Raw genomic sequence first — 20,212 nt, 5'->3', positions numbered from 1 at the left:
CGACCTCGTCGTCGCTCTTCCGCAAAGAATCGCTGAGAGAAAGGGAATCGCTTAAAGAGAAGGGGCGGCACCCAATGGGGGGAAGGGTGCCGCCGCAGCAACGCTGGATTGGGGGGAATCACTGTTGCGCTGCATCCGGACACGAGGTCCGGTAGCTACGAGTTTACCCGCTCGAAACATCCGGTCAAACCAGCCCAGCGAATTCTCAGCCCCCGGATGGGGGGTCGCACCGACGCCCTCTCACGCACGCAACGGGATGCAACGAGCGCAGCACGAGGGCGTTCTGGCGGTGCGGTATCGTCGAGGAATTCCGAGGGTGTGTCTCGCAAGGGAGCGATAGCAACATGACGGCTGACAACATCGACAATCTGCTGCACGAGTCGCGGCGGTTCCCGCCGAGCGACGCTTTCGCCGCACAGGCTGTGGCCACCCGCGACCTCTACACGCAGGCCGGCACGACACCTGCGGAGCGGCAGGAGTTCTGGGGTGTCCAGGCGAGGGACCTGCTGCACTGGCACAAGCCCTTCTCCCGCACGCTCGACTGGTCGAACCCTCCGTTCGCGACCTGGTTCGACGACGGCGAGCTGAACGTGGCCTACAACTGTCTCGACCGCCACGTCATCGCGGGTCACGGCGACCGCGTCGCTCTGAACTGGGAGGGCGAGCCCGGCGACAGCCGCACCTTCACCTACGCCGAGCTCACCGCCGAGGTGAAGAGAGCCGCCAATCTCCTCACCGCGCTGGGCATCCGCCAGGGCGACCGGGTCGCGATCTACCTCCCCCTCGTTCCCGAGGCCGTCATCGCGATGCTCGCGGTCGCGCGCCTGGGGGCTGTGCACACCGTGATCTTCGGCGGTTTCAGCGCCGAGAGCATCCGGGACCGGGTGAACGATGCGAGCGCGAAGCTCGTGATCACCGCCGACGGCGGCTACCGCAAGGGGCGGGTCTTCCCGCTCAAGCCCGCCGTCGACGCCGCTCTCGCACCCGATGCGGACGGCACCAGCACCACCGTCCGGAACGTGCTCGTCGTGAAGCGCGGCGGCAACGACGTCGACTGGGTCGAGGGCCGGGATCTGTGGTGGGACGAGGAGATCGCCCAGGTCGACTCCGAGCACATCGCGAAGGCGTTCCCGGCGGAGAATCCGCTGTTCATCCTCTACACCTCCGGCACAACCGGCAAGCCCAAGGGAATTCTCCACACATCCGGCGGCTACCTCACCCAGGTCGCGTTCACTCACAAGAATGTGTTCGACCTGAAGCCCGAGGAGGACGTGTATTGGTCGACTGCAGATGTGGGATGGATCACGGGGCACTCGTACGTGGTCTACGGGCCGCTCGCCAACGGCGCCACCCAGGTCATCTACGAGGGCACCCCCGACACCCCGCACCCCGGGCGGTGGTGGGAGATCGTGCAGAAGCACAAGGTGTCGATCCTCTACGCCGCCCCCACCGCCATCCGCACCTTCATGAAGCTCGGCCGCCAGATCCCGGCGGAATTCGACCTGTCGAGCCTGCGCCTGCTCGGCAGCGTGGGCGAACCCATCAACCCGGAGGCGTGGGTCTGGTACCGCGACGTCATCGGCGGCGGCACCACCCCGGTGGTCGACACGTGGTGGCAGACCGAGACGGGTGCGATCATGCTCTCGGCCCTGCCCGGCGTGACCACCCTGAAGCCTGGCAGCGCGCAGGTGCCGATCCCGGGAATCGCGATCGATGTCGTCGACGAGGGCTTCCACTCCACCGGCGCCGACCAGGGCGGCCTGCTCGTGGTGACCGAGCCGTGGCCGAGCATGCTCCGAGGCATCTGGGGCGACCCCGACCGGTTCGTCGAGACCTACTGGTCGAAGTTCGGCCCCAGCACCTACTTCGCCGGCGACGGCGCCCGACGCGACAAAGACGGAGACATCTGGCTCCTCGGCCGCGTCGACGACGTCATGAACGTCTCCGGCCACCGCCTCAGCACGGCCGAGATCGAGTCGAGCCTCGTGTCGCACCCCATGGTCGCCGAGGCGGCCGTCGTGGGCGCGAGCGACGAGACCACCGGTCAGGCTGTGGTCGCGTTCGTCATCACCCGCGCCAGCCAAGCGGATGCCGCGGCGGCCGACGACGCCGGCGCGATCCTGCGGGCGCACGTCGCCGCCCAGATCGGCGCCATCGCACGACCCCGCGAGGTCTTCATCGTCACCGAACTGCCCAAGACCCGCTCCGGCAAGATCATGCGGCGCCTCCTCCGCGACGTCGCCGAAGGCCGCGAGGTGGGCGACACGACTACACTCGCCGACACGCACGTGATGAGCGTGATCTCGAAGACCATGCGCTGACGGGCGGGCAGCCCGCAACTAGTCGAACTCGACGATCAGCTCCACCTCGACGGGCGAGTCGAGCGGCAGCACCGCCACGCCCACCGCCGAACGCGCGTGGATCCCCTGGTCGCCGAACACATCGACGAGGAATTCCGAGGCGCCGTTGATGACACCGGGCTGCCCGCTGAACGACGGGTCCGAAGCCACGAACCCCACGACCTTCACGATCCGCGTGACACGATCGAGCGAGCCGAGCACGCTCTCCACGGCGGCGAGCGCGTTCACGGCCGAGAGTCGCGCGTAGCCCTTCGCGTCGGTGGGAGAGACCAGGCCGGCGCCTTCGCCGACCTTGCCCGTAGCGGGCAGCGCGCCATCGACGAACGGCAGCTGGCCCGCGGTGAAGACGAGCCGGCCCGAGATGACGGCGGGGATGTAGGCACCGGCGGGTGCCGAGACCGTAGGGATGGTGACGCCGAGCTCCGAGAGCCGGGTGGCGACCTGCGACACGGGACTCACGCTCCCGATGCGGGAGCAGACGCGGAGGCAACAGGCCGCTTGAGATACGCCACCAGACCACCCTCGGGCCCCGTCACGATCTGCACGAGCTCCCACCCGTCCGACCCCCAGGAGTTCAGGATGCCCGTGGTGTTGTGGATCATCAACGGCGTCGTCACGTATTCCCAGGCAGGCGCAGAGTTCGGCACAGCCATCCCTTCTCAGCAATTCATAGCTTTGTCACTTACCCTTGATCCTATGTCTGCCCCGAAAGCCTCAGCTAGCGGTGTGGTCGGAGCCATTCTGGGGATCGTGGGTATGAGCGCAATCGCGGGCATCCTCGTCACAGCCATGGTCACGCCCGCACTCGCCGTGACCGGCATTGCCGCGAACAACTCGATCGGTATGTTCGAGAACCTCCCGAGCTACATCAAGCCGGACGAGCTTGCCGAGAAGACCAACATCTACGCCACGAACAGCGACGGCAGCCCCCGGCTCCTCGCCTCCGTGTTCGAGCAGGACCGCGAAGAGGTCGGGTGGGACCAGATCTCCCCCTTCGTCAAAGACGCGGTGATCGCCACCGAGGACCCCCGCTTCTACTCCCACGGCGGCGTCGACATCCAGTCGACCCTGCGTGCGGCCGCCGGCAACGCCCTCGAGACCTCAGGCAGTGGTGCATCGACGATCTCGATGCAGTACGTCCGCAACATCCAGGTGCAGAAGGCCGAGTCGATCCAGGACGAGGCGGAGCGCGACGCCGCCTACGAAGAGGCGACGAAGACCACGATCGATCGCAAGCTCAAGGAGATCAAGCTCGCGATCGGCCTAGAGAAGGAGTTCTCGAAGGACGACATCCTCCTCGGCTACCTCAACATCGCGCCCTTCGGCGGCCGGGTCTACGGCATCCAGTCGGCCGCGAAGTACTACTTCGGCGTGAACGCCACCGATCTGACCGTGGCGCAGGCGGCGAGCCTCGTGGCCATCGTCAACGCGCCGAACGACCTGCGCATCGACTGGCCGGAGAACATCCCGGACAACCAGGCCCGCCGCGACCTCGACGTGCTGCCCGCCATGCTCAAGGAGCACAAGATCAGCCAGGCGCAGTTCGACGAGGCCATCGCCACCCCGGTGACCCCGAACATCGTGCCGCCCTCGACGGGCTGCCAGACCGCGAACGACATCGCCGCCGGGTTCTTCTGCGACTACGTGACCGCCATCGTGAAGAACGACCCCGCCTTCGGTGAGGACGAGAACACCCGCTGGACCAACTTCAAGACCGGCGGCTACCAGATCTACACGACCCTCGACGTCGACCTGCAGATCGCGGCGATGGACGCCGTGAACGCCAACGTGCCGAAGGCCTACGACTTCGACATCGGATCCTCGCTCGTGACGGTGCGGCCCGGCACCGGCGAGGTGCTCGCGATGGTGCAGAACAAGGACTACTCGGCCGACCCCGAGGTCACTGCCACCAACCCGGGTGCCAGCGCCGTGAACTACAGCACCGACTTCGCTTACGGCGGATCGACCGGCTTCCAGGTGGGATCGACCTACAAGATCTTCACCCTCGCCGACTGGCTGAAGACGGGCCACTCGCTCGGCGACATCATCAACGGCAACGCGGGAACGCTCAACCTCGCGCAGTTCCGCAACAGCTGCACCGGCGGCAACGGCGGCACCTACGCGGTCAAGAACGACGGCGGATCGAACCCCGGCAACGTCACCGTGCGCGCCGCCACTGCGGCGTCGGTCAACCTCGCCTACCTGCGCATGGCGCAGAAGCTCGACCAGTGCGAGATCAAGCAGACCGCCGAGGCGTTCGGAGTGCACCGCGCCGACGGCAACCCGCTGGGCGACAACCCGGCCGATGTGCTCGGCACCAACGAGATTGCTCCGCTCACCATGGCGGGCGCGTTCGCCGCGGTCGCCAACGAGGGGGTCTACTGCTCCCCCGTCGCGATCAAGCGGATCCTCGACAACCAGGGCAATGAGCTCCCGGTGCCTCCTTCGACCTGCACTCCCGCGGTCGAGCCCAACGTGGCCGCCGCCATGGTCGACGCGCTCAAGGGCGTCGTCAACGGTGGAACCGGTGCAGCCTCGAACCCCGACGACGGCATCCCGCTCTTCGGCAAGACCGGCACCACCGACTCCGAGAAGGACACCTGGTTCGTGGGCGCCACGACCGAGCTCGCCACCGCGGTCTGGGTGGGCAATGTCGTGGGCACCGTCTCGCTCCGCAACACCTCGGTCAACGGCCAGAACGGCGGCCAGCTCCGGCACTTCATCTGGAGCACCTACATGGGCAACGCCAACACGAAGTACGGCGGCAACCAGTTCCCGAGCGCCACGAGCGACCTGATCAACGGCGTGCAGGTGAACATCCCCAACCTCGCCGGCATGACCATCGATGCCGCCCGTGGTGCGGTCACGGCCGCCGGCTTCGACTTCCAGGACGGCGGGGTGATCGACTCCACCCAGCCGGCCGGCCTCGTCGACGGCAGCTCCCCCGCAGGTTCGGCCACGAAGGGGTCGACGATCACCGTCTTCACCTCCAACGGCCAGTTGCGCTCGGTGCCGAACGTGACAGGCATGTCGCCGAGTCAGGCCGTCGCCGCCATCACCGCGGCCGGCATCCAGCAGAACCAGATCGTGTTCGACGGCCCGTCCGGTGGTAGTGGCGTGAAGGTCACGGCAACCTCGCCCGGCGCAGGCGAGCCGATCCGTGCCGGGAGCGACAAGCTCAGGGTCACCACGAAGGCAGGCTGAGCGTGAGTGCTCGTGCCGCCGCGACAGCCGTAGGGCTCGTCGCGGCGGCCGGCGCCGGCGCGGTCGCTTACGGCACCTTCGTCGAGCGCAAGCAGTACACCTTGCGCACCGCCACCGTGCCGGTCCTTCCCCCGGGCTCCGCTCCGCTGCGCGTGCTGCACCTCAGCGACCTGCACATGGCGCCCTGGCAGACCGACAAGCAGCAGTGGGTTCGGGAGCTCGCGCGCCTGGATCCGCAGCTCATCGTCGACACCGGAGACAACCTCGGGCACCGTGACGGTCTCGCGGGCATCAAGGCGGCGTTCGATGTCTTCGCCGGCATCCCCGGCGTCTACGTGCACGGCTCCAACGACTACTTCGGCCCTTCGTTCAAGAACCCGTTGCGCTACTTCCTCGGCCCGTCGAAGCACGCGCATCGGGTCGAGAAACTCGACACCGATGCCTTGACCGCCTACTTCGACTCCCTCGGCTGGAAGAACCTCAACAACGCGGCGGTCACCACCGAGGTGCAGGGAACCATCATCGACTTCTTCGGTGTGGACGACCCGCACCGGCACTTCGACCGGCTCGATCGCATCCCCGGCGCCCTCGACGCACTGCTCGAAGACGACGACCGCGGTCCGCGCCTGCGGATCGGCGTGGCCCACGCGCCGTATCAGTATGTCTTGAACTCCTTCGTGACCCACGGCGCGGAGGTCGTGTTCGCCGGTCACACCCACGGGGGCCAGGTCTGCGTGCCCGGCTACGGTGCACTCGTGACCAATTGCGACATCCCCCGGAAGCAGGTCAAGGGCCTGAGCCTCTGGCGCCACGGATTCCGCTCAGCCTTCCTCAACGTCTCGGCAGGCCTCGGCACATCGATCTACGCCCCGTTCCGCTTCGCCTGCCGGCCCGAGGTGACACTGCTCACCCTCACGTCCCGCCCCTGATCCACAGGCGGTCGAACGCTCCGGATTTATCGGCTATCCTTAACGAGGCCTTGGCCGCGGAGACGTGGCGATCCACTTCGGGGTGTGGCGCAGCTTGGTAGCGCGCCTCGTTCGGGACGAGGAGGTCGTGGGTTCGAATCCCGCTACCCCGACAGAGAGAAGCCGGTCAGATCAGATCTGACCGGCTTCTCGCGTCAAGGGCCATTAGGGCTGCGGTTGCCCGCTCACGACGGCTGGTCGATGTCGAACCGGTCGTACTCGCTCGCCGAGACGGCTGCGGCGCGCGGCAGTTCGAGGAGCCTCGTGCGCTGGTCGAGCCGCTCCACCACCTCACCGCTCTCGGGGTCGGCGTAGGGAGAGTCGACATGCCGGGAGATGAACTGGCTGGCCGGCCCGACCACGAGCTGCACGATGTTGAGCGCGCCACCCTCTTCCACGATGGGGATCTCGACCGTCTCGGCCTTCTCTTTCACGCCCAGGGCTGTCGCGAGCCGCAGAAGGGCATCGGCTACTTCGTCGGCTGTCTGGAAGCTGAGACCGGCATAGGAGACACTCTTCATGTCTCCCACCCTGCTCCCGGCCAGCGGGAGCGGCAACCCCGTTGCGCTCCCGCGCCCTTGGTGCCGCTACCTCGCGGGCGGCGCGACCGTGAGGGTGAAAGTGAGCACCGCGCCGGCGCCGCCGCCACGCAGCACGACCTCGGTGACGCCCACGGAGTGCGGCTCGACGCCCGGATTGAACGTCGCACTGCCGTCGTCGCGACCGGGCACGAACGACGCCACCGCGGAATCGGCGATCTGCGCCGACCAGCCGGAGACCGCCGCATCCCGGCCTGTGGCGAGCACGAGCAGGGTGCCGAGGGGCACCTCGACCGTGGTGCCGTCGACTTCGGCGATCTCGACGATGATGGGAGGGAGCATTCAGCCGTGTCCTTTCGGTGGAGGCTCGGGCTCAGTGGCGGCCGAGCACCCCGTGTGACTCCTCGAGGTAGCAGGCACCGCAGAGCGACTCGTAGGTCACGTCCTCTCCGTCGATGGCCACCTGAGCACCGTCGAAGATGTAACGGTCCCCGATCCGGCGCGCGTTGAAGATCGCCTTGCGACCGCAGCGGCAGATGGTCTTGAGCTCCTCGAGCGAGTGCGCCACCTCGAGCAGACGGATGCTGCCCGGGAAGCCCGCGGTCAGGAAATCGCTCCGGATGCCGTAGGCGAGCACCGGGACGCCGTCGAGGATGGCGATGCGGAGCAGGTCGTCGACCTGCAGCGGGGTGAGGAACTGCGCCTCGTCGATCAGCAGGCAGCTCACCTCCGATCCGGTCTGCAGCACGACCTCGTCGCGCCGCGCCGCGAACTCGACCCGCACGTCGGTGTCGGGCGCGATGAGGAAGTCGGCATCGCGGGTGACTCCGAGCCGGGAGACGATCTGCAGGTCGCCCTTGGTGTCGATCGACGGCTTCGCGATGAGCACCTGCTGTCCGCGCTCCTCGTAGTTGAACGCGGCCTGGAGCATCGCGGTGCTCTTGCCGCTGTTCATCGCCCCGAATCGGAAGTACAGTTTCGCCACCCGTCAACCCTAAGCCCGCTGTCGCTCACCGCCGGAGCAGACCCCAGGTCTGATTCGGCGCACCGATGCGGGGAATTGCCAGGTTGAATGCAGTCAATTCGGCAGTTCGCGGCGCACCATGTTCTCAATCGGTTCATTCGAACCCAGATCGGTCGCTGATTCCCCATCCTCGATCGGTAGAGCGACCGGCCGCCAGGTCCCCCCATCCCCGCGGCCGGTCGCTCCTTTCTTCAACGGAGTGCACCTCACGTCGGAGCGGCCCGGCCCTCAGAACAGCACGGGCTGCGTGTCGTCGGCCGGCCCGAACCCCACCTGCCCGTGCTCCCGGAACCGACGGGCCGCCGCGCGGAACGCCGGCCCGCCCGTGCCCACGGCGGGCCGCGACCGATCGAGCCCGTGCTTGTGCAGCAGGGGTCGCATCCGCTCACCCAGCCACCGCCGATACTCCTCCGGCGCATAAGGGCCTTTGGCGTAGATGCGCGCATACGGGGCCATGAGCTCCGGATGCTCCCGCGCCAGCCACGCGAGGAACCACTGCTTGACGCCGGGCTTCAGGTGCAGCGCCGAGTAGACGACGCTCGAGGCGCCCGAGGCGGCGACCGAGGCGAGCGCGTGGTCGAGGTGCTCACGCGTATCCGTGAGCAGCGGCAGCACGGGCATGAGGAAGACCTGGCAGTCGAGGCCCTTCTCGCGCACCGCCGCCACCGTGGCCAGTCGCGCCTTCGTGCTCGGGGTGCCCGGCTCGATCGACTGCTGGAGCTCGTCGTCGTAGACCGCGATCGACATCGCGATCGACACCGGAACCGACTCGGCGGCCGTGGCGATCAGGTCGAGGTCGCGCCGGAGCAGTGAGCCCTTCGTGAGCACCGAGAACGGCGTTCCCGACCCCGCAAGCGCGCTCACGATGCCCGGCATGAGCGCGTAGCGGCCCTCGGCGCGCTGATAGGGATCGGTGTTGGTGCCGAGCGCCACCGCAGGACGCTGCCAGCTCTTCTTCGCCACCTCCCGGGCAAGGACCTCCGCGACATTGACCTTCACGATGATCTGCTGGTCGAAGTCGGCCCCCTCGTCGAGCTCGAGGTAGCGGTGGGTGGGCCGGGCGAAGCAGTAGACGCAAGCGTGCGAGCAGCCACGGTAGGGGTTGACGGTCCAGGCGAACGGCATGGCCGTGCTCGTGCCCGGAACATGGTTGAGGGCGCTCTTCGCGAGCACCTCGTGAAAGGTGATGCCGGCGAACTCCGGAGTCTGCACGCTCCGCACGAGGTTGCTCAGCCTCGCGAGGCCGGGCAGGGCCGCGGGTGCCTCCTGGTCGAGGGACTGCTGGTTCCAGCGCATGCTTCATTCGAACATAGTTTCGAATGTCGCACAAGGTGAAGCTCACACCTGGTAGAGCTCCAGGGGGAGATCGTCCGGATCGAAGAAGAACATCATCTGCTTGCCGGTGTGCGGATCTGTCCGCACCTCTTCGCAGCGCACCCCCGCAGCCAGCAGCTCCCGCCGGGCCTCGGCCACGGACTCGACCGCGAAGGCGAGGTGCCGGAGCCCGGTGGCCTCTGGCCAGGTTGCACGCGCGGGCGGAGACGGGAAGGAGAAGAGCTCGATCAGGTAGCTGCCGTTCAGAGCCAGGTCACCCATCCACGAATCGCGATCCGCCCGGTGCACCTCGCGCAGCAGCGTGCAGCCGAGCACGCCGCAGTAGAAGGCCTTCGAGCGCTCGTAGTCGGTGGCGATGACGGCGATGTGATGCACGCCCCGGAGCTGCACGCGTTCCTCCCTGCCCTTAAAAGGTTTAGCGGGATGAGAGGACCCGATACTCTCATCCCGCAGGGAGACGTCGACCCCTCAGCCATGATGTGCCGTTACCCTTACGGCCATGGAGCAGAGGCGTCGCTGACGTCCCCGTCGGCCTCACATTACACCGTCGCGGACCCCTCGGATGAGGGGTTGACGAACCATGTCGGGAACCGGCGTGGCAGCCGCCCCGATTCTTATTCTCCCCGTAACATGGCGCGCCCCTCAGGTCTGTATCGTCGGTCTCGTGAACGAGATTGTGATCCATCGCAAGAACGACGCCCTCGCGATCCTCTGCCACGTCGAGGACGACCCCGAGACGAGCGCCCCGCTCGCCACCGTCTACCTCATGAAAGACGGCTGGTACATGAAGCTCGCGCACCGGCACGACCGGTTCGCGTGGTCGGGGCCCTTTGCGACGCCCGACGAGGCGGCAGAGCGCTACACCCCCGCCGATGTCACGGGTCCCATCGCCCGCATCGCCGTCTGACACCGCGAGCCGGGGCCGGATGCCCCTAGCCCGGATGCCGCCGACCCCGGATTTCGTATCCGAGGATCACCGCGTGGACCCGGTCGCGCAGGCGCAGCTTGGCGAAGATGCGGTTCACGTGGGTCTTCACCGTGGCCGGCGAGAGGTGGAGGGTCTCGCAGATCTCGCTGTTCGACAGCCCGGCGACGATGCAGCCGAACACGTCGAGCTCGCGAGGGCTGAGCGGGGCCAGCGGATGGGCCGTCTCGCCTTCTCCCCCACCCTCGCGCTGCCGCCCCCGCGAGGCGAAGTGCTCGACGAGATGCCTGGTGATCCTCGGTTCGACGACGGCCTCGCCGGCATGGACCGTTCGAACAGCTTGCTGCAGCCTGTCCGGCTGGGTGCTCTTGAGCAGGAAGGCGCTGGCGCCGGCGTCGAGGCCGCCGAAGGCGTACTCGTCGACGTCGAAGGTGGTGAGTAGGAGAACGCGGGTGGCCGGGTGAGCCGTGGTGATGATCCTGGTCGCTTCGATGCCGCCCATGCCGGGCATCCGCACATCCATGAGAACGACGTCGGGTCTGCATTCCCGGGTGCGCCGGATCGCCTCCTCCCCCGTCGCCGCCTCGCCCACGACCTCGATGTCGGCCGCGGAGTCCAGCGTCAGCGCGTTGCCCATCCGGACGAGTTCCTGGTCATCGACCACGAGGACTCGGATCGGCGAGGGAGCGATCGCCGTCATTCAGGTGCTCCACGGTCGAAGAGCAGAGTGGCGCTCGTCGACCAGCCCCCGCCCTCGCGAGGGCCTGCTGCGCTGCTTCCGCCATACGCGGCGGCGCGCTCTGCTATGCCGAGCAGCCCCTGCCCGCTCCCCTGACTCGGCACTCGGCTCCGGTGGGTGCCGGCGCGGCCGTCGTCGATGACCTGCACCGCGACGGTGCCGCCCGCGACGTCGATGCCGACCTCCACTCGCGTGGCTTCCGCGGCATAGCGCAGCACGTTGGTGAGCGACTCCTGGACGATCCTGTACACCGTCGTCGACAGCGCAGGGTCGCCCGGCATCGCTTCCCCGGAGCGGATGAGCCTGACGGGCATCCCTGCGCTGCGGAGGACGTCGACGAGCTCCTCCACCTCCGGGACGTTGTGTCCCGAATGGTGCAGTCTCTCGTCCAGGACCGGGTCGTCCTCACGGAGCACCTGCAGGATCCGGTTCATGTCGGCCAGCGCGCCGCGCCCGACATCGCCGAGTCTGTTCAGAGCGATGGCCGACCGCTCGGGATGCCTCTGCCAGGCACTCGATGCCCCGTCGGCGAGGGCGATCATCGTCGACAGGGAGTGCGCGACGATGTCATGCATCTCCGCTGAGATGCGCTGCCGCTCCACGACCCGCGCCGTGATGAGCCGCTGGTTGACCATCTCCGTGAGAGCCTCCCTGCGTTGCGTCGCACCGCGGGCCGCCAACCCCAGCGCCAGAGCGAGCAACGCCAGCGGGTCGAGCAACGAGGGCGCCTCGGTCGCCCCGGTCGTCAGGAAGCGGACGAGAGCCCCTGCAGCGGGCAGGCCGACGACGACCGCGTAGCCCAGGAGCGCGGTCCCGATGGGCAGCATGGAGGCCACGGTGCCGAGGGCCACGGCGGTGGGCAGTGCCAGCAGTGCGACGGGGCTGGGCAGGAGCAGGCCCACCGTGCTCACCAGCGCCACTCCGACGAGGATCGCCCGCGGAAACCGACGGCGCCACAGCAGCAGCACGCACGAGACGATCACCACCACGAGCCCCGGCCAGAGCGGTTGAGCGCCCGGCAGCACGAGCACGAGCGTCTGGACCACGAAGCACGTCGAAACGACGAGCCCGTCGACCACACTCCGATGAGCAGTGAAGCAGCGCAGCAGCCGCGTGGCGAGCACGCGGTCGACCTCTGCGGCCTCCACGACCGGCTGGGCTGAACGAGCACTCATACCCTTGCGACCTCCCTCCCGAGCTGCGCTCTCATTCTCCCCTGCGCTCCTTCTCGTGGGTTGAACTGCAGTGGTCACAGCGCGCGATCCGGCTGCGTCAGGACGCGCCTCAGCACGGGTGCGGTTGCGACGACGCCGAGCTGGACCAGCACGACGCCGGCGACTATGCAGCCCGCAACCGTGACGATGAACAGAGGCGCCGTGACGACCGAGATCCCGACGACGGGCGCCACGAGCAGTGCGGCGATGAGCGACGGCACGATGGCCGCCACCAGAAGTGGGGTGCTGACCGACAGGTGCCTCGCGCGGTCCATCACGGAGAACGGCATGCCCAGGCGGTCGAGGCCCACGAAGAGTGCTCGACGCTCCATCACCGCGGCCGCCTGGGTGACACCCACCGAACAGGCGACCAGCAGGAAGGACACCGCGACAGCGGCCACCACGACGAGCCGGATGTCGCCGAAGAACAGGATCTGCTCGGTCGTCACGGCATCGGAGAGCCTCTGCACGGTGTCGAGGAAGCCCAGCACGGAGCCGGCGGGCACCGCGACGAAGCCGGCCAACGCGACACCGGACACCTGCCGCCACGCCGCCTGCGGTGATTCGAGCACCCCGCGCATGGAGATCAGCGTTCCGGCATCGCTCGAGCGCGCGAGCCAGCGCCGAGCGAGACGCCCCACGAGATACGGGCCCAGCACGTTCAGCACCGCCATCACCGCGACGAGCACCACGACCAGTGCCGCCGTGACTCCCACGGCCCCCCAGCTGACCGACGTCAGCTGCAGCACGAGCACGGCAACGCCCACCACGAGCACCGCGATCACGACGCGCAGCCAGTGCATCCGCGGAGCGCTCTCGCGAAGGCGCACACCGAGCGGGGAGATCAGGACGCGTCGGAGGCTCGCGCCGGCGCTCACCACCGCGACCAGCACGACGGTGAGCAGGAGCACTGCTCCGAGCGGCAACGACAGCCAGGCACCCACCGAACCCAGCGGGGTGCCGACGACGTCGATGATCGAGAGGAGGGTCGTCAGCGGCAGGTAGAGCAGGAGCCCCAGGAGTGCGCCCGCGGCCGCGACCAGTGCTGCTTCGACGAGCGCGACTCCGCGCACCCAGGACGAGGAGGCTCCCATCAGCCGCAGCGTCGCGAGTCGGTCTTCGCGACGACGCGCGGACAGACGCGCGGCGGCGGCGCCGAGCGTGCCGACGGGCACCACCAGCACCGCCAGCATCCCCGCCGCGAGGATGCGGTACTGCCCGAAGCCCTCGGGGTCCGGTGCGTTCCAGTACGCCTGCGCCAGCGCCACCACGCCGAGCGCCACCGTGGAGATCACGGCGAACGCGACGACGGGCAGCGCCGTCGTCGCGAGATCACCGCGAGCGGGCCTGACCAGCAGCCACAGCGCCGACAGCCGGCCGTTCGCTGAGTCCCGTGCGCTCACCGCGTGTCGCTTCCGATGATGCGACCGTCTTTCAGCCGAACGACTCGTGAGCACCGGCTCGCCACGTCCTCGTCGTGCGTCACCACCACCAGGGCCCGTCCCTGCGCCGTGGTCTCTGCGAGCAGGACGTCCAAGACCTCCGATGCCGTCCTCGAGTCCAGCGCGCCTGTCGGCTCGTCGGCGAAGACGATCTGAGCATCCGTCGCGCGGGCTCGAGCGATCGCCACACGCTGCGCCTGACCCCCCGAGAGCTGGCCGATCCTGCGGCCCTCGAGCCCCGCCAGGCCCAGTTCCTCCAGGAGGCGTGTTGCATGCCTCACCGCTGCGCTCTTCCCCGTGCCGGTCAGGAGCAGAGGCATCGCCACGTTCTCCGCCGCCGTGAGCTCCGGGATGAGCATGCCCTGCTGGAAGACGAACCCGTACGCCCGGAGACGCAGTGCCGATCGCGCGGCGTCCGACAATCCGCCGAGCTCTCGGACGCCATCGCGGGTGCGCAGCGTCACCGTTCCCTCGTCGGGGCTGATGATGCCTGCCATCGCGTGGAGCAGCGTGCTCTTTCCCGATCCCGAGGGCCCCATGATCGCCACCGACTCGCCGTCGTGGACAGCCAGATCGACGCCGTCCAACGCGACGGCCTCGCCGTACCGGACGAGAACACCTCTGACCGACAACCGAGCCTTCTCCTCGGCGACGAGGCGGTGTCGCCCGTCGGGGGCAGCAGAAGAACCCGGGTCGATACTCATGCTTCGACGCTAGGGACGCGAAGGTCACCGCCGATGCCAACCAGGGGTTGATCGTCGGCGGACCGATTGCGAACGGCCGAGGTGGCACACGACGATCGAGGGGTGCATCTGTTGTTCCTCTGACGGCTGAGTGAGGCCCACCGCGCTCGTCGAACGTTCCGAGCCGCGGCATCGAGCAAGCGCATCGGTGAGCTGTCGATGGGCCAGCAACGCAGGCTGCGCCTCAGCTCGATGACCGACCGAGGGTAGGAGCAGCGCTCCCCCCGCGCAGCACGAGCGGCCACGGCCGCAACTCGGTTCAGGGGGCGGGCGGGGTGCGGCGGGCGATGTCGGCGTGGGTGTAGGCCGCGCGGGGGTTGCGGTGGGTGCGGTCGCGGAGGGCTGCGGCGAGCACATGGCGCCAGTGGGTGGCGCGGGAGGCTCGGAGCACGCGAGCGCGGAGGGTGTAGGCATCGAGGTAGGCCAGGCGCGGCGCCCAGATCGGCCGGCGGCGGCGGTTGGCGACGCCCGCGGCGGCGGTGAGGTGGAGGAAGGCCTGGGTGGTGCCGAGCGCGCTCGCGAGGTCGACGCCGGGCGCGATCGAGGGCAGCGAGGGTCGCGTGCCGTCCGGGCCCTCCGTGGTCATCGCCACGAGCCCCCTCAGGTCGCTGTAGGGCGGCACGTAAGGGAGGAAGCGCGAGAAGTCGACCGTCGAGGCCGCGATCTCGTCGAGCGGCGCTCCCTCGGGCAGGCCCATGAAGCGCTCGAAGGTGAACCGGCTGCCCGGATGGAAGGCGGTCACCGTCGCCGCGAAGCCCACGTTCACCACGAGCAGGTTCGGGATGCCGAGGGCCCTCGCGCCCCGCGCGATCGTGGTGCCGATCTCGGGATGCGTCGTCTCGGACTCGTCGAAGACGAGGGTGGCGCCGGCGAGGAACTCGTCCGCGTTCTCGACCGTGACGCCGTCTCGGTAGACGTGCACCGTGGCATCCGGATTGATCGCCTTCACCTCCTCGCGGAAGACCTCGGCCTTGGAGCGGCCATAGGTGCGGCTGCTCGCACCGGGCACGCGATTGGCGTTCTGCGGCTCGAACTCCTCCGGGTCGGCGATCGAGAAGTTCGAGACCCCCATGCGCGCGAGCTTCGAGCCCACCTGGAAGCCGACGCCACCGACCCCCGCTATGGCCACCCGCGACGAGAGAAGGGCCTGCTGCTCGGCCTCGCTCCAGAACCCGTAGTTGCGAGAGAACTCGAGGGCGTCGAGCGACTTCATGCTCTGCACTCGGCTGACGGGATGCGCACGGCTCGGCGCGCTCAGACCGCGTCGGAGAGAGGTTCGGCCAGGAGGTTCGGCCGAGCGGTGCCGTCGGCGGGGGTGGCGGAGGCCTCGGCAGCTGCAGCGATCGCAGCCTCCCGCTGAGCCCGCGAGATGCGTCCGAAGTACTCCAGCGCCCCGTCGGCGGCCGCGAGCTGTCCCAGGATGGTGGCGTTCCGCTCGGTGATGCGCTCCTCGGCGCCCGGCAGGTCGAACTCCACCGGCAGGTTGTAGTCGAGGTAGTGCTCGATGTAGCGGGGCTCGCCGATGCGGGAGATCGACAGCATGCCTGCGAGGTGGCGCTCGAGCCACGGCTCGATCACCGCGAACGTGCGCCCCACCTCGTGCGAGGAGAAGTAGGCCGACATGAGCGCGAACAGGTGCCACTGCACCAGCTCCTGCATGGCGACCCGCTCGTGCCGGGCGATCACGCGCGAGACCTCGACGCTGCCGAGTGCCAGCGGATGCTCGGCGAACAGCTCGGGGCAGAACTCCTCCACCGGAAGGGGACGGTCGACCCCGTCGGCCCCCTTGATGATCGTGCGGGCGACCCCGACGATACGCACTCCCTCGGGGGCGTTCTCGAGCACCGCGAAGGTGACGGAGCGGGCGTCGTCGTCGTCCCGATCGGTGCCGTCGTCGGAAAGGTCGGCGGGGTCGAGCTGGCCGGTCTGGTCGACGTAGACGCGCCGGCGCAGCTCGAAGTGCTGCCGGTAGGCGTCTTCGAAACCGGGGCGGGGGACGCCGTCGACGGCGATGATGCCGGTGGCGAGGCGGGCCTCAGGCTCGGAGACGAAGGCGGGCGACCCAGCGACGACCGGGATCACCGCGGCGTTGCTGACCGATCGATCAATCCGCGACACCGGAGAGCTTCCCCCTCGCGAACCCTGAGGCAGTCGTCATCCGGAGCACTTCGAATCCTCCGTTTTCAGGGGGTGGTGGGCGGTCCGGCGTGGTCACTGGGGGCACGCTGCCGATGGACCGAGCATAGAAGCGCCCGAACCCGTTTGCAACTTGGGACGACATGTCCCAAGATGTATTCGAGAGGGGCAACAATGTCGGAGAACAGCTGGACGAAGTCCGGAGCGGGACGAACGCGCGTGCCGAAAGACGAAGTGCGCACCAAGCTGCTCGACACGGCCCTCGATCTGGTGCAGGCCAACGGCCTCACGGTGGGATTCGAGCACATGCTGATGGACGACCTCATCAAGGAGGCGGGGGTTCCGAGGAGCTCGGTCTACCGCATCTGGGAGTCGAAGGAGGCGTTCTTCGAGGAGCTCCTGAGCGAGGTCGCCAACCAGGTCTCGCCCGGCCGCGCCGACGAGGAGTCCCTCGTGGCCACGTGGGAGTACCTCGGCTTCCGGGCCGATGAGCTGCGCACCCCCGAAGGCCGCCGCCGCATCCTCGTCGACGTCACCGGGCTCGCCGCCGAGCAGAACTTCGAATCGGTCACCTCCTCCGTGCAGTGGCGCACCTACGTGGCGCTCTCCAGCACCGCCCTCTCCTACCCCGACCCGCGCGTGCGGGAGCGCATCATCGAGGCGCTCCGCAACTCCGAGCTGGCGTTCCTCGATCAGATGGAGGTGTTCTACCGCAACATCGTGCCCGCGGTCGGCTACCGCCTCCGCCCCGATCTGCACGACGACTGGCGCCCGCTCGTGGTGGCCGCCGCAGCCATCATCGAGGGTCTCGGCATCGCCCGCACCACCATCCCCGACCTCGTGGAGGCCCGCTACGAGGTCGACAACGAGGGCCGGCCCGCCGAGGTCTCGCTCGCGGCCATCTCGTACCACGCCATCATCAACGCCTTCCTCGTGCCCGACCCGGCGTACGACGCCGAGGCCGCCATCGCCAGGCTCTCGGGCGGCATCGACGAGATCCCCCTCGTGCAGCCCCGCAGCCGGGCGCTCGGCGCCGACGACTGAGCCGTCGCGAGCGGCGCGGTCTGCTCTAGGGCAGGGCGTCCCTGACGGCCGGGTCCGGGCCGTCGAAGGCGTACAGCATCCGGAGCTCACCGGCGCTGTAGGTGACACTCGAGCGCTGGAACACCGCGTTCATCACCGTGATGAAGGTGCCGAAGCGGTGGCGGAGCCTCGCCTCACCCTCCGCGAACGAGGCGCGCACGAGGATGCTGTGGTGCCGCCCCGCCCGGGTCAGGCGCACCTGCACGGCAGCCTCGGGCTCGGAGCCCACGTCATCGGGGTCGCGCTCGGCCGCGGACACCAGCGCGGTCAGGAGTGCCCTGAGCGCCACCTTCTGCTCCTGCGGAAGCCTCTCGGACAGCCGCTCGGGGTCGTGCACGACGAGCACCGACGGATGCGTGCGCTGCAGCCGGTCGAGCCAGGGCAGCGCCATGTCGGTGATGAGCACGGATCGCAGCACCGCCGAGATGCGCCGAGCTTCGCGCACATCGGCCTCGGTCACCTCACCGCGCTCCTTCACGCCCTCGAGGAACGGCACGAGCTCGACCGAGAGCGCATCGCGCCCGAGATCGCGGATCAGCTCGCGAAGCCGCACCCGCACCCGGCGTGAGAGCCGGCCCTGCTCTCGGGCCACCTCCTCGATGGAGCGGGACAGCGACAGGCTCATGCGGTACGAGAAGACCGACGACGCGATGCCGAACAGCAGCACGGGCGTGGCGGAGATGAGTGCCGAGGTCAGCGGCGACGCCAGCAGCGGCATGGAGTTCGTCTCGAGCGCACTCGTCGCGCCCACCACGGCCGCGGCACCCACCGTCGCCGCTGCGAGGTCGCGGCCCGGACGGAACTCCGCGCAGCAGAGCAGGATGAGGCCCACCGCGAGCGGGCCCCAGTCGTCCCAGATGACGTTGGAGGCGCCCCAGCTGCTGAGGCTCGACGAGACGGAGGCCAGCACGATGGCCGCCACCGCGACCACGAAGCCGCGGAAGCCGATGGGGCTGCGCACCGGATCGGTGCCGATGAGCACGACGAGGGCGGAGACGGCGACGAACAGGAGGGCGGCGGCGGCGAAGAGCGGGTCGTGGATCAGATCGCTTGCGCCGGCAGTGCGGATGAGGGCGTAGACGAGCAGTCCCGCGAGAGCTGCACGGATGAGCGGGTAGAGGCTGCCGGCGGTGATCGGATCGAAGCGCTGGGCCGTGCCGCGCCAGTGCAGGAACCCCCGCATCGCGAGGGCCGCCCTCATCGCGAGCCTCCGGCGACGGCGCGGTCGATCGCCGGCGAGGCGGTCGGAGGCGTGACGGGGAGGGTGAGGATGTACGCCGTGCCGTCGCCCGGCGCCGTGAAGAGCTGGGCCTGCCCTCCGGCATCGCGGATGCGGCCGAGGATCGACCGGGAGACGCCCAGACGGTCGCCGGGCACGCCCGCCGGATCGAACCCCGCCCCGGGGTCGGCGAGCATGACGACCACGGCCTCCGCGGCGCTGTCGACGACGATCTCGGCACGACGCACCCCCGAGTGCCGCTCGACGTTGACGAGCCCCTGACCGAGCGCGAGGGCGAGGGCGGTCGTGGTGGCGGAGCTCAGACGCTGGAGCGAGCCGAGGTCGCCGAGCACCTCCACCTCGATCCCCTGGGCGCGGGCGGCCCGCACGGTCTCGGCGACGGCGGCCGGCAGCTGCCCGTCGGTGCTCCCACCGCCCTCCGAGCCGGCCCTGTCCCCCGGCCACCAGGTGCCTTCGACGATCAGGGTGAGATCGCGCTCGATCGACGCCAGCTGCGACGGCTCGAGCGGGCCGGGCGGCCGGCCGGCGAGCACGGTCAGCTCACTCAGCACCGTGTCGTGGAACAGCGCCACGACCTGTGCCTCGAGCTCGCGCTGGTAGGCGATGGCCTCCGCTTCGCGCCGCGCACGCTCGACCGCCCGCCGGTCGCGGATGGCACGCCGGCGGAGCACGAGGTTCGACACGGCCACCACGAGGATGACGAGTGTCGCCGCCGCCGTCTGGAAGTCGAACGCGGGGAAACGCCCCACCGTGACCGCCGCCAGCAGCACCGCCACCTGCCCGAACACGTAGGCGAGGGCGATGTGGACGATCGAGCGCACCCCCAGAACGTTCGGGGCCACGGTGGAGACGAACGCCATCTGGGGCAACGCCAGGATGAACGGGGACTCGACGATCTGCTCCGGCGCGTTCTCGAGGATGACGAGGGAGTACAGCCCGATGCAGGCGGGGCCCACGAGAAGGTGCAGGAGCATGATCCAGCGGCGGCGCCAGTGGTGGCTCACGATCATGAGGGCGCCGAGCGGCACGAGCAGGAGCAGCGCCGGCCACACGTTGTGGGCGGGCGAGTTGACGTTGCGGATCACCACGAGCAGCGCGGCGATCAGGAGGGCCGTGCTGCCGAAGGCGAGCGTCGTGCTCGAGAGGGCCAGGGCAGCGCTCGATCTGGTGTCCGCCTGCACTGTCGCCCCCGCCATCGCACCCCCACGATCCTGTTTCGATGATGGCACAGCCGCGGTGAGGCGGCCGCCTCGGGAGCGC

Annotated in this window: 20 protein-coding genes and 1 tRNA gene; 6 read left to right on the top strand and 15 right to left on the bottom strand. The window is 69.0% G+C overall.

Going from position 1 to position 20,212, the window contains the following annotated elements; all coding sequences use genetic code 11:
• Positions 1–344 precede the first annotated feature (344 nt).
• Positions 345–2,321 (top strand): acetate--CoA ligase, encoded by a 1,977-nt coding sequence (gene acs, locus N1028_RS06255; protein WP_259526001.1) that lies wholly within the window; start codon positions 345–347, stop codon positions 2,319–2,321.
• A gap of 18 nt (positions 2,322–2,339) precedes the next feature.
• On the opposite strand, the gene N1028_RS06250 is transcribed toward acs, so the two are convergent.
• On the bottom strand, positions 2,340–2,810 hold the full coding sequence (locus N1028_RS06250; RefSeq protein WP_259526000.1) for a RidA family protein: 471 nt from the start codon (positions 2,808–2,810) through the stop codon (positions 2,340–2,342).
• A 5-nt stretch (positions 2,811–2,815) separates the two neighbouring features.
• Entirely contained in the window at positions 2,816–3,013 is a 198-nt protein-coding gene (gene sp36, locus N1028_RS06245; RefSeq protein ID WP_510727679.1) for a Sp36 family protein, read from the bottom strand.
• A gap of 103 nt (positions 3,014–3,116) precedes the next feature.
• Between sp36 and N1028_RS06240 the strand changes: the two genes are divergently transcribed.
• The 3 genes from N1028_RS06240 to N1028_RS06230 all read left to right on the top strand — a co-directional run bounded on the left by N1028_RS06240 (position 3,117) and on the right by N1028_RS06230 (position 6,645).
• On the top strand, positions 3,117–5,564 hold the full coding sequence (locus N1028_RS06240) for a transglycosylase domain-containing protein (RefSeq protein ID WP_259525998.1): 2,448 nt from the start codon (positions 3,117–3,119) through the stop codon (positions 5,562–5,564).
• A complete protein-coding gene (locus N1028_RS06235; protein ID WP_375163459.1) occupies positions 5,561–6,493 on the top strand; it encodes a metallophosphoesterase in 933 nt (310 codons plus the stop codon). The genes N1028_RS06240 and N1028_RS06235 overlap by 4 nt, the downstream gene beginning before the upstream one ends.
• A gap of 78 nt (positions 6,494–6,571) precedes the next feature.
• A tRNA-Pro gene (locus tag N1028_RS06230) sits at positions 6,572–6,645 on the top strand.
• Between the two features lie 72 nt (positions 6,646–6,717).
• Here the strand turns inward: N1028_RS06230 and N1028_RS06225 are convergent.
• The 5 genes from N1028_RS06225 to N1028_RS06205 all read right to left on the bottom strand — a co-directional run bounded on the left by N1028_RS06225 (position 6,718) and on the right by N1028_RS06205 (position 9,820).
• A complete protein-coding gene (locus N1028_RS06225; RefSeq protein WP_259525996.1) occupies positions 6,718–7,053 on the bottom strand; it encodes a hypothetical protein in 336 nt (111 codons plus the stop codon).
• Positions 7,054–7,119: 66 nt separating this feature from the next.
• Positions 7,120–7,413, bottom strand: coding sequence for a hypothetical protein (locus tag N1028_RS06220; protein WP_259525995.1), 294 nt, complete (start codon positions 7,411–7,413; stop codon positions 7,120–7,122).
• 31 nt (positions 7,414–7,444) lie between these two features.
• Positions 7,445–8,056: a thymidine kinase gene (locus tag N1028_RS06215; protein ID WP_259525994.1), complete on the bottom strand. Its 612-nt coding sequence runs from the start codon at positions 8,054–8,056 to the stop codon at positions 7,445–7,447.
• A 267-nt stretch (positions 8,057–8,323) separates the two neighbouring features.
• A complete protein-coding gene (locus N1028_RS06210) occupies positions 8,324–9,391 on the bottom strand; it encodes an Rv2578c family radical SAM protein (protein ID WP_259525993.1) in 1,068 nt (355 codons plus the stop codon).
• Between the two features lie 42 nt (positions 9,392–9,433).
• Positions 9,434–9,820: a VOC family protein gene (locus N1028_RS06205; RefSeq protein ID WP_259525992.1), complete on the bottom strand. Its 387-nt coding sequence runs from the start codon at positions 9,818–9,820 to the stop codon at positions 9,434–9,436.
• A 274-nt stretch (positions 9,821–10,094) separates the two neighbouring features.
• Here N1028_RS06205 and N1028_RS06200 point away from each other — a divergent pair, with 274 nt between their 5' ends.
• Entirely contained in the window at positions 10,095–10,337 is a 243-nt protein-coding gene (locus N1028_RS06200; RefSeq protein WP_259525991.1) for a hypothetical protein, read from the top strand.
• 25 nt (positions 10,338–10,362) lie between these two features.
• On the opposite strand, the gene N1028_RS06195 is transcribed toward N1028_RS06200, so the two are convergent.
• The 6 genes from N1028_RS06195 to N1028_RS06170 all read right to left on the bottom strand — a co-directional run bounded on the left by N1028_RS06195 (position 10,363) and on the right by N1028_RS06170 (position 16,575).
• Positions 10,363–11,055, bottom strand: coding sequence for a response regulator transcription factor (locus N1028_RS06195; RefSeq protein WP_259525990.1), 693 nt, complete (start codon positions 11,053–11,055; stop codon positions 10,363–10,365).
• Positions 11,052–12,269: a sensor histidine kinase gene (locus N1028_RS06190; RefSeq protein WP_259525989.1), complete on the bottom strand. Its 1,218-nt coding sequence runs from the start codon at positions 12,267–12,269 to the stop codon at positions 11,052–11,054. Before N1028_RS06190 ends, N1028_RS06195 begins: the two co-directional genes overlap by 4 nt.
• A gap of 74 nt (positions 12,270–12,343) precedes the next feature.
• Positions 12,344–13,711 (bottom strand): FtsX-like permease family protein, encoded by a 1,368-nt coding sequence (locus N1028_RS06185; protein WP_259525988.1) that lies wholly within the window; start codon positions 13,709–13,711, stop codon positions 12,344–12,346.
• On the bottom strand, positions 13,708–14,454 hold the full coding sequence (locus N1028_RS06180; RefSeq protein ID WP_259525987.1) for an ABC transporter ATP-binding protein: 747 nt from the start codon (positions 14,452–14,454) through the stop codon (positions 13,708–13,710). Before N1028_RS06180 ends, N1028_RS06185 begins: the two co-directional genes overlap by 4 nt.
• A 298-nt stretch (positions 14,455–14,752) precedes the next feature.
• On the bottom strand, positions 14,753–15,706 hold the full coding sequence (locus tag N1028_RS06175; RefSeq protein WP_259525986.1) for a ThiF family adenylyltransferase: 954 nt from the start codon (positions 15,704–15,706) through the stop codon (positions 14,753–14,755).
• Positions 15,707–15,747: 41 nt separating this feature from the next.
• Positions 15,748–16,575: a hypothetical protein gene (locus tag N1028_RS06170; RefSeq protein ID WP_259525985.1), complete on the bottom strand. Its 828-nt coding sequence runs from the start codon at positions 16,573–16,575 to the stop codon at positions 15,748–15,750.
• 228 nt (positions 16,576–16,803) lie between these two features.
• On the opposite strand from N1028_RS06170, the gene N1028_RS06165 reads away from it, so the two are divergent.
• Positions 16,804–17,673 carry a TetR/AcrR family transcriptional regulator gene (locus N1028_RS06165; RefSeq protein WP_259525984.1) on the top strand — a complete coding sequence of 290 codons (870 nt, stop codon included), beginning with the start codon at positions 16,804–16,806 and terminating at the stop codon, positions 17,671–17,673.
• Positions 17,674–17,698: 25 nt separating this feature from the next.
• On the opposite strand, the gene N1028_RS06160 is transcribed toward N1028_RS06165, so the two are convergent.
• Complete coding sequence (locus tag N1028_RS06160) at positions 17,699–18,913, bottom strand: hypothetical protein (protein WP_259525983.1); 1,215 nt, start codon at positions 18,911–18,913, stop codon at positions 17,699–17,701.
• Positions 18,910–20,133, bottom strand: a complete 1,224-nt coding sequence (locus N1028_RS06155; protein WP_259525982.1) for a sensor histidine kinase — start codon at positions 20,131–20,133, stop codon at positions 18,910–18,912. Before N1028_RS06155 ends, N1028_RS06160 begins: the two co-directional genes overlap by 4 nt.
• Positions 20,134–20,212 lie beyond the last annotated feature (79 nt).

Origin of the sequence: Herbiconiux oxytropis (assembly GCF_024979315.1) — a bacterium.
Lineage (GTDB): Bacteria > Actinomycetota > Actinomycetes > Actinomycetales > Microbacteriaceae > Herbiconiux > Herbiconiux oxytropis.
The sequence above is the reverse complement of the archived record's forward strand: the minus strand, read 5'-3'. Positions and strand labels throughout refer to the sequence as shown.

Coding starts and splice junctions, on each gene's coding strand:
- acs (WP_259526001.1), top strand. CDS start 345: ATGACGGCTGACAACATCGACAATCTGCTGCACGAGTCGCGGCGGTTC.
- sp36 (WP_510727679.1), bottom strand. CDS start 3,013: ATGGCTGTGCCGAACTCTGCGCCTGCCTGGGAATACGTGACGACGCCG.
- N1028_RS06240 (WP_259525998.1), top strand. CDS start 3,117: ATGAGCGCAATCGCGGGCATCCTCGTCACAGCCATGGTCACGCCCGCA.
- N1028_RS06225 (WP_259525996.1), bottom strand. CDS start 7,053: ATGAAGAGTGTCTCCTATGCCGGTCTCAGCTTCCAGACAGCCGACGAA.
- N1028_RS06220 (WP_259525995.1), bottom strand. CDS start 7,413: ATGCTCCCTCCCATCATCGTCGAGATCGCCGAAGTCGACGGCACCACG.
- N1028_RS06210 (WP_259525993.1), bottom strand. CDS start 9,391: ATGCGCTGGAACCAGCAGTCCCTCGACCAGGAGGCACCCGCGGCCCTG.
- N1028_RS06195 (WP_259525990.1), bottom strand. CDS start 11,055: ATGACGGCGATCGCTCCCTCGCCGATCCGAGTCCTCGTGGTCGATGAC.
- N1028_RS06190 (WP_259525989.1), bottom strand. CDS start 12,269: ATGAGTGCTCGTTCAGCCCAGCCGGTCGTGGAGGCCGCAGAGGTCGAC.
- N1028_RS06180 (WP_259525987.1), bottom strand. CDS start 14,454: ATGAGTATCGACCCGGGTTCTTCTGCTGCCCCCGACGGGCGACACCGC.
- N1028_RS06175 (WP_259525986.1), bottom strand. CDS start 15,706: ATGAAGTCGCTCGACGCCCTCGAGTTCTCTCGCAACTACGGGTTCTGG.
- N1028_RS06165 (WP_259525984.1), top strand. CDS start 16,804: ATGTCGGAGAACAGCTGGACGAAGTCCGGAGCGGGACGAACGCGCGTG.
- N1028_RS06160 (WP_259525983.1), bottom strand. CDS start 18,913: ATGAGGGCGGCCCTCGCGATGCGGGGGTTCCTGCACTGGCGCGGCACG.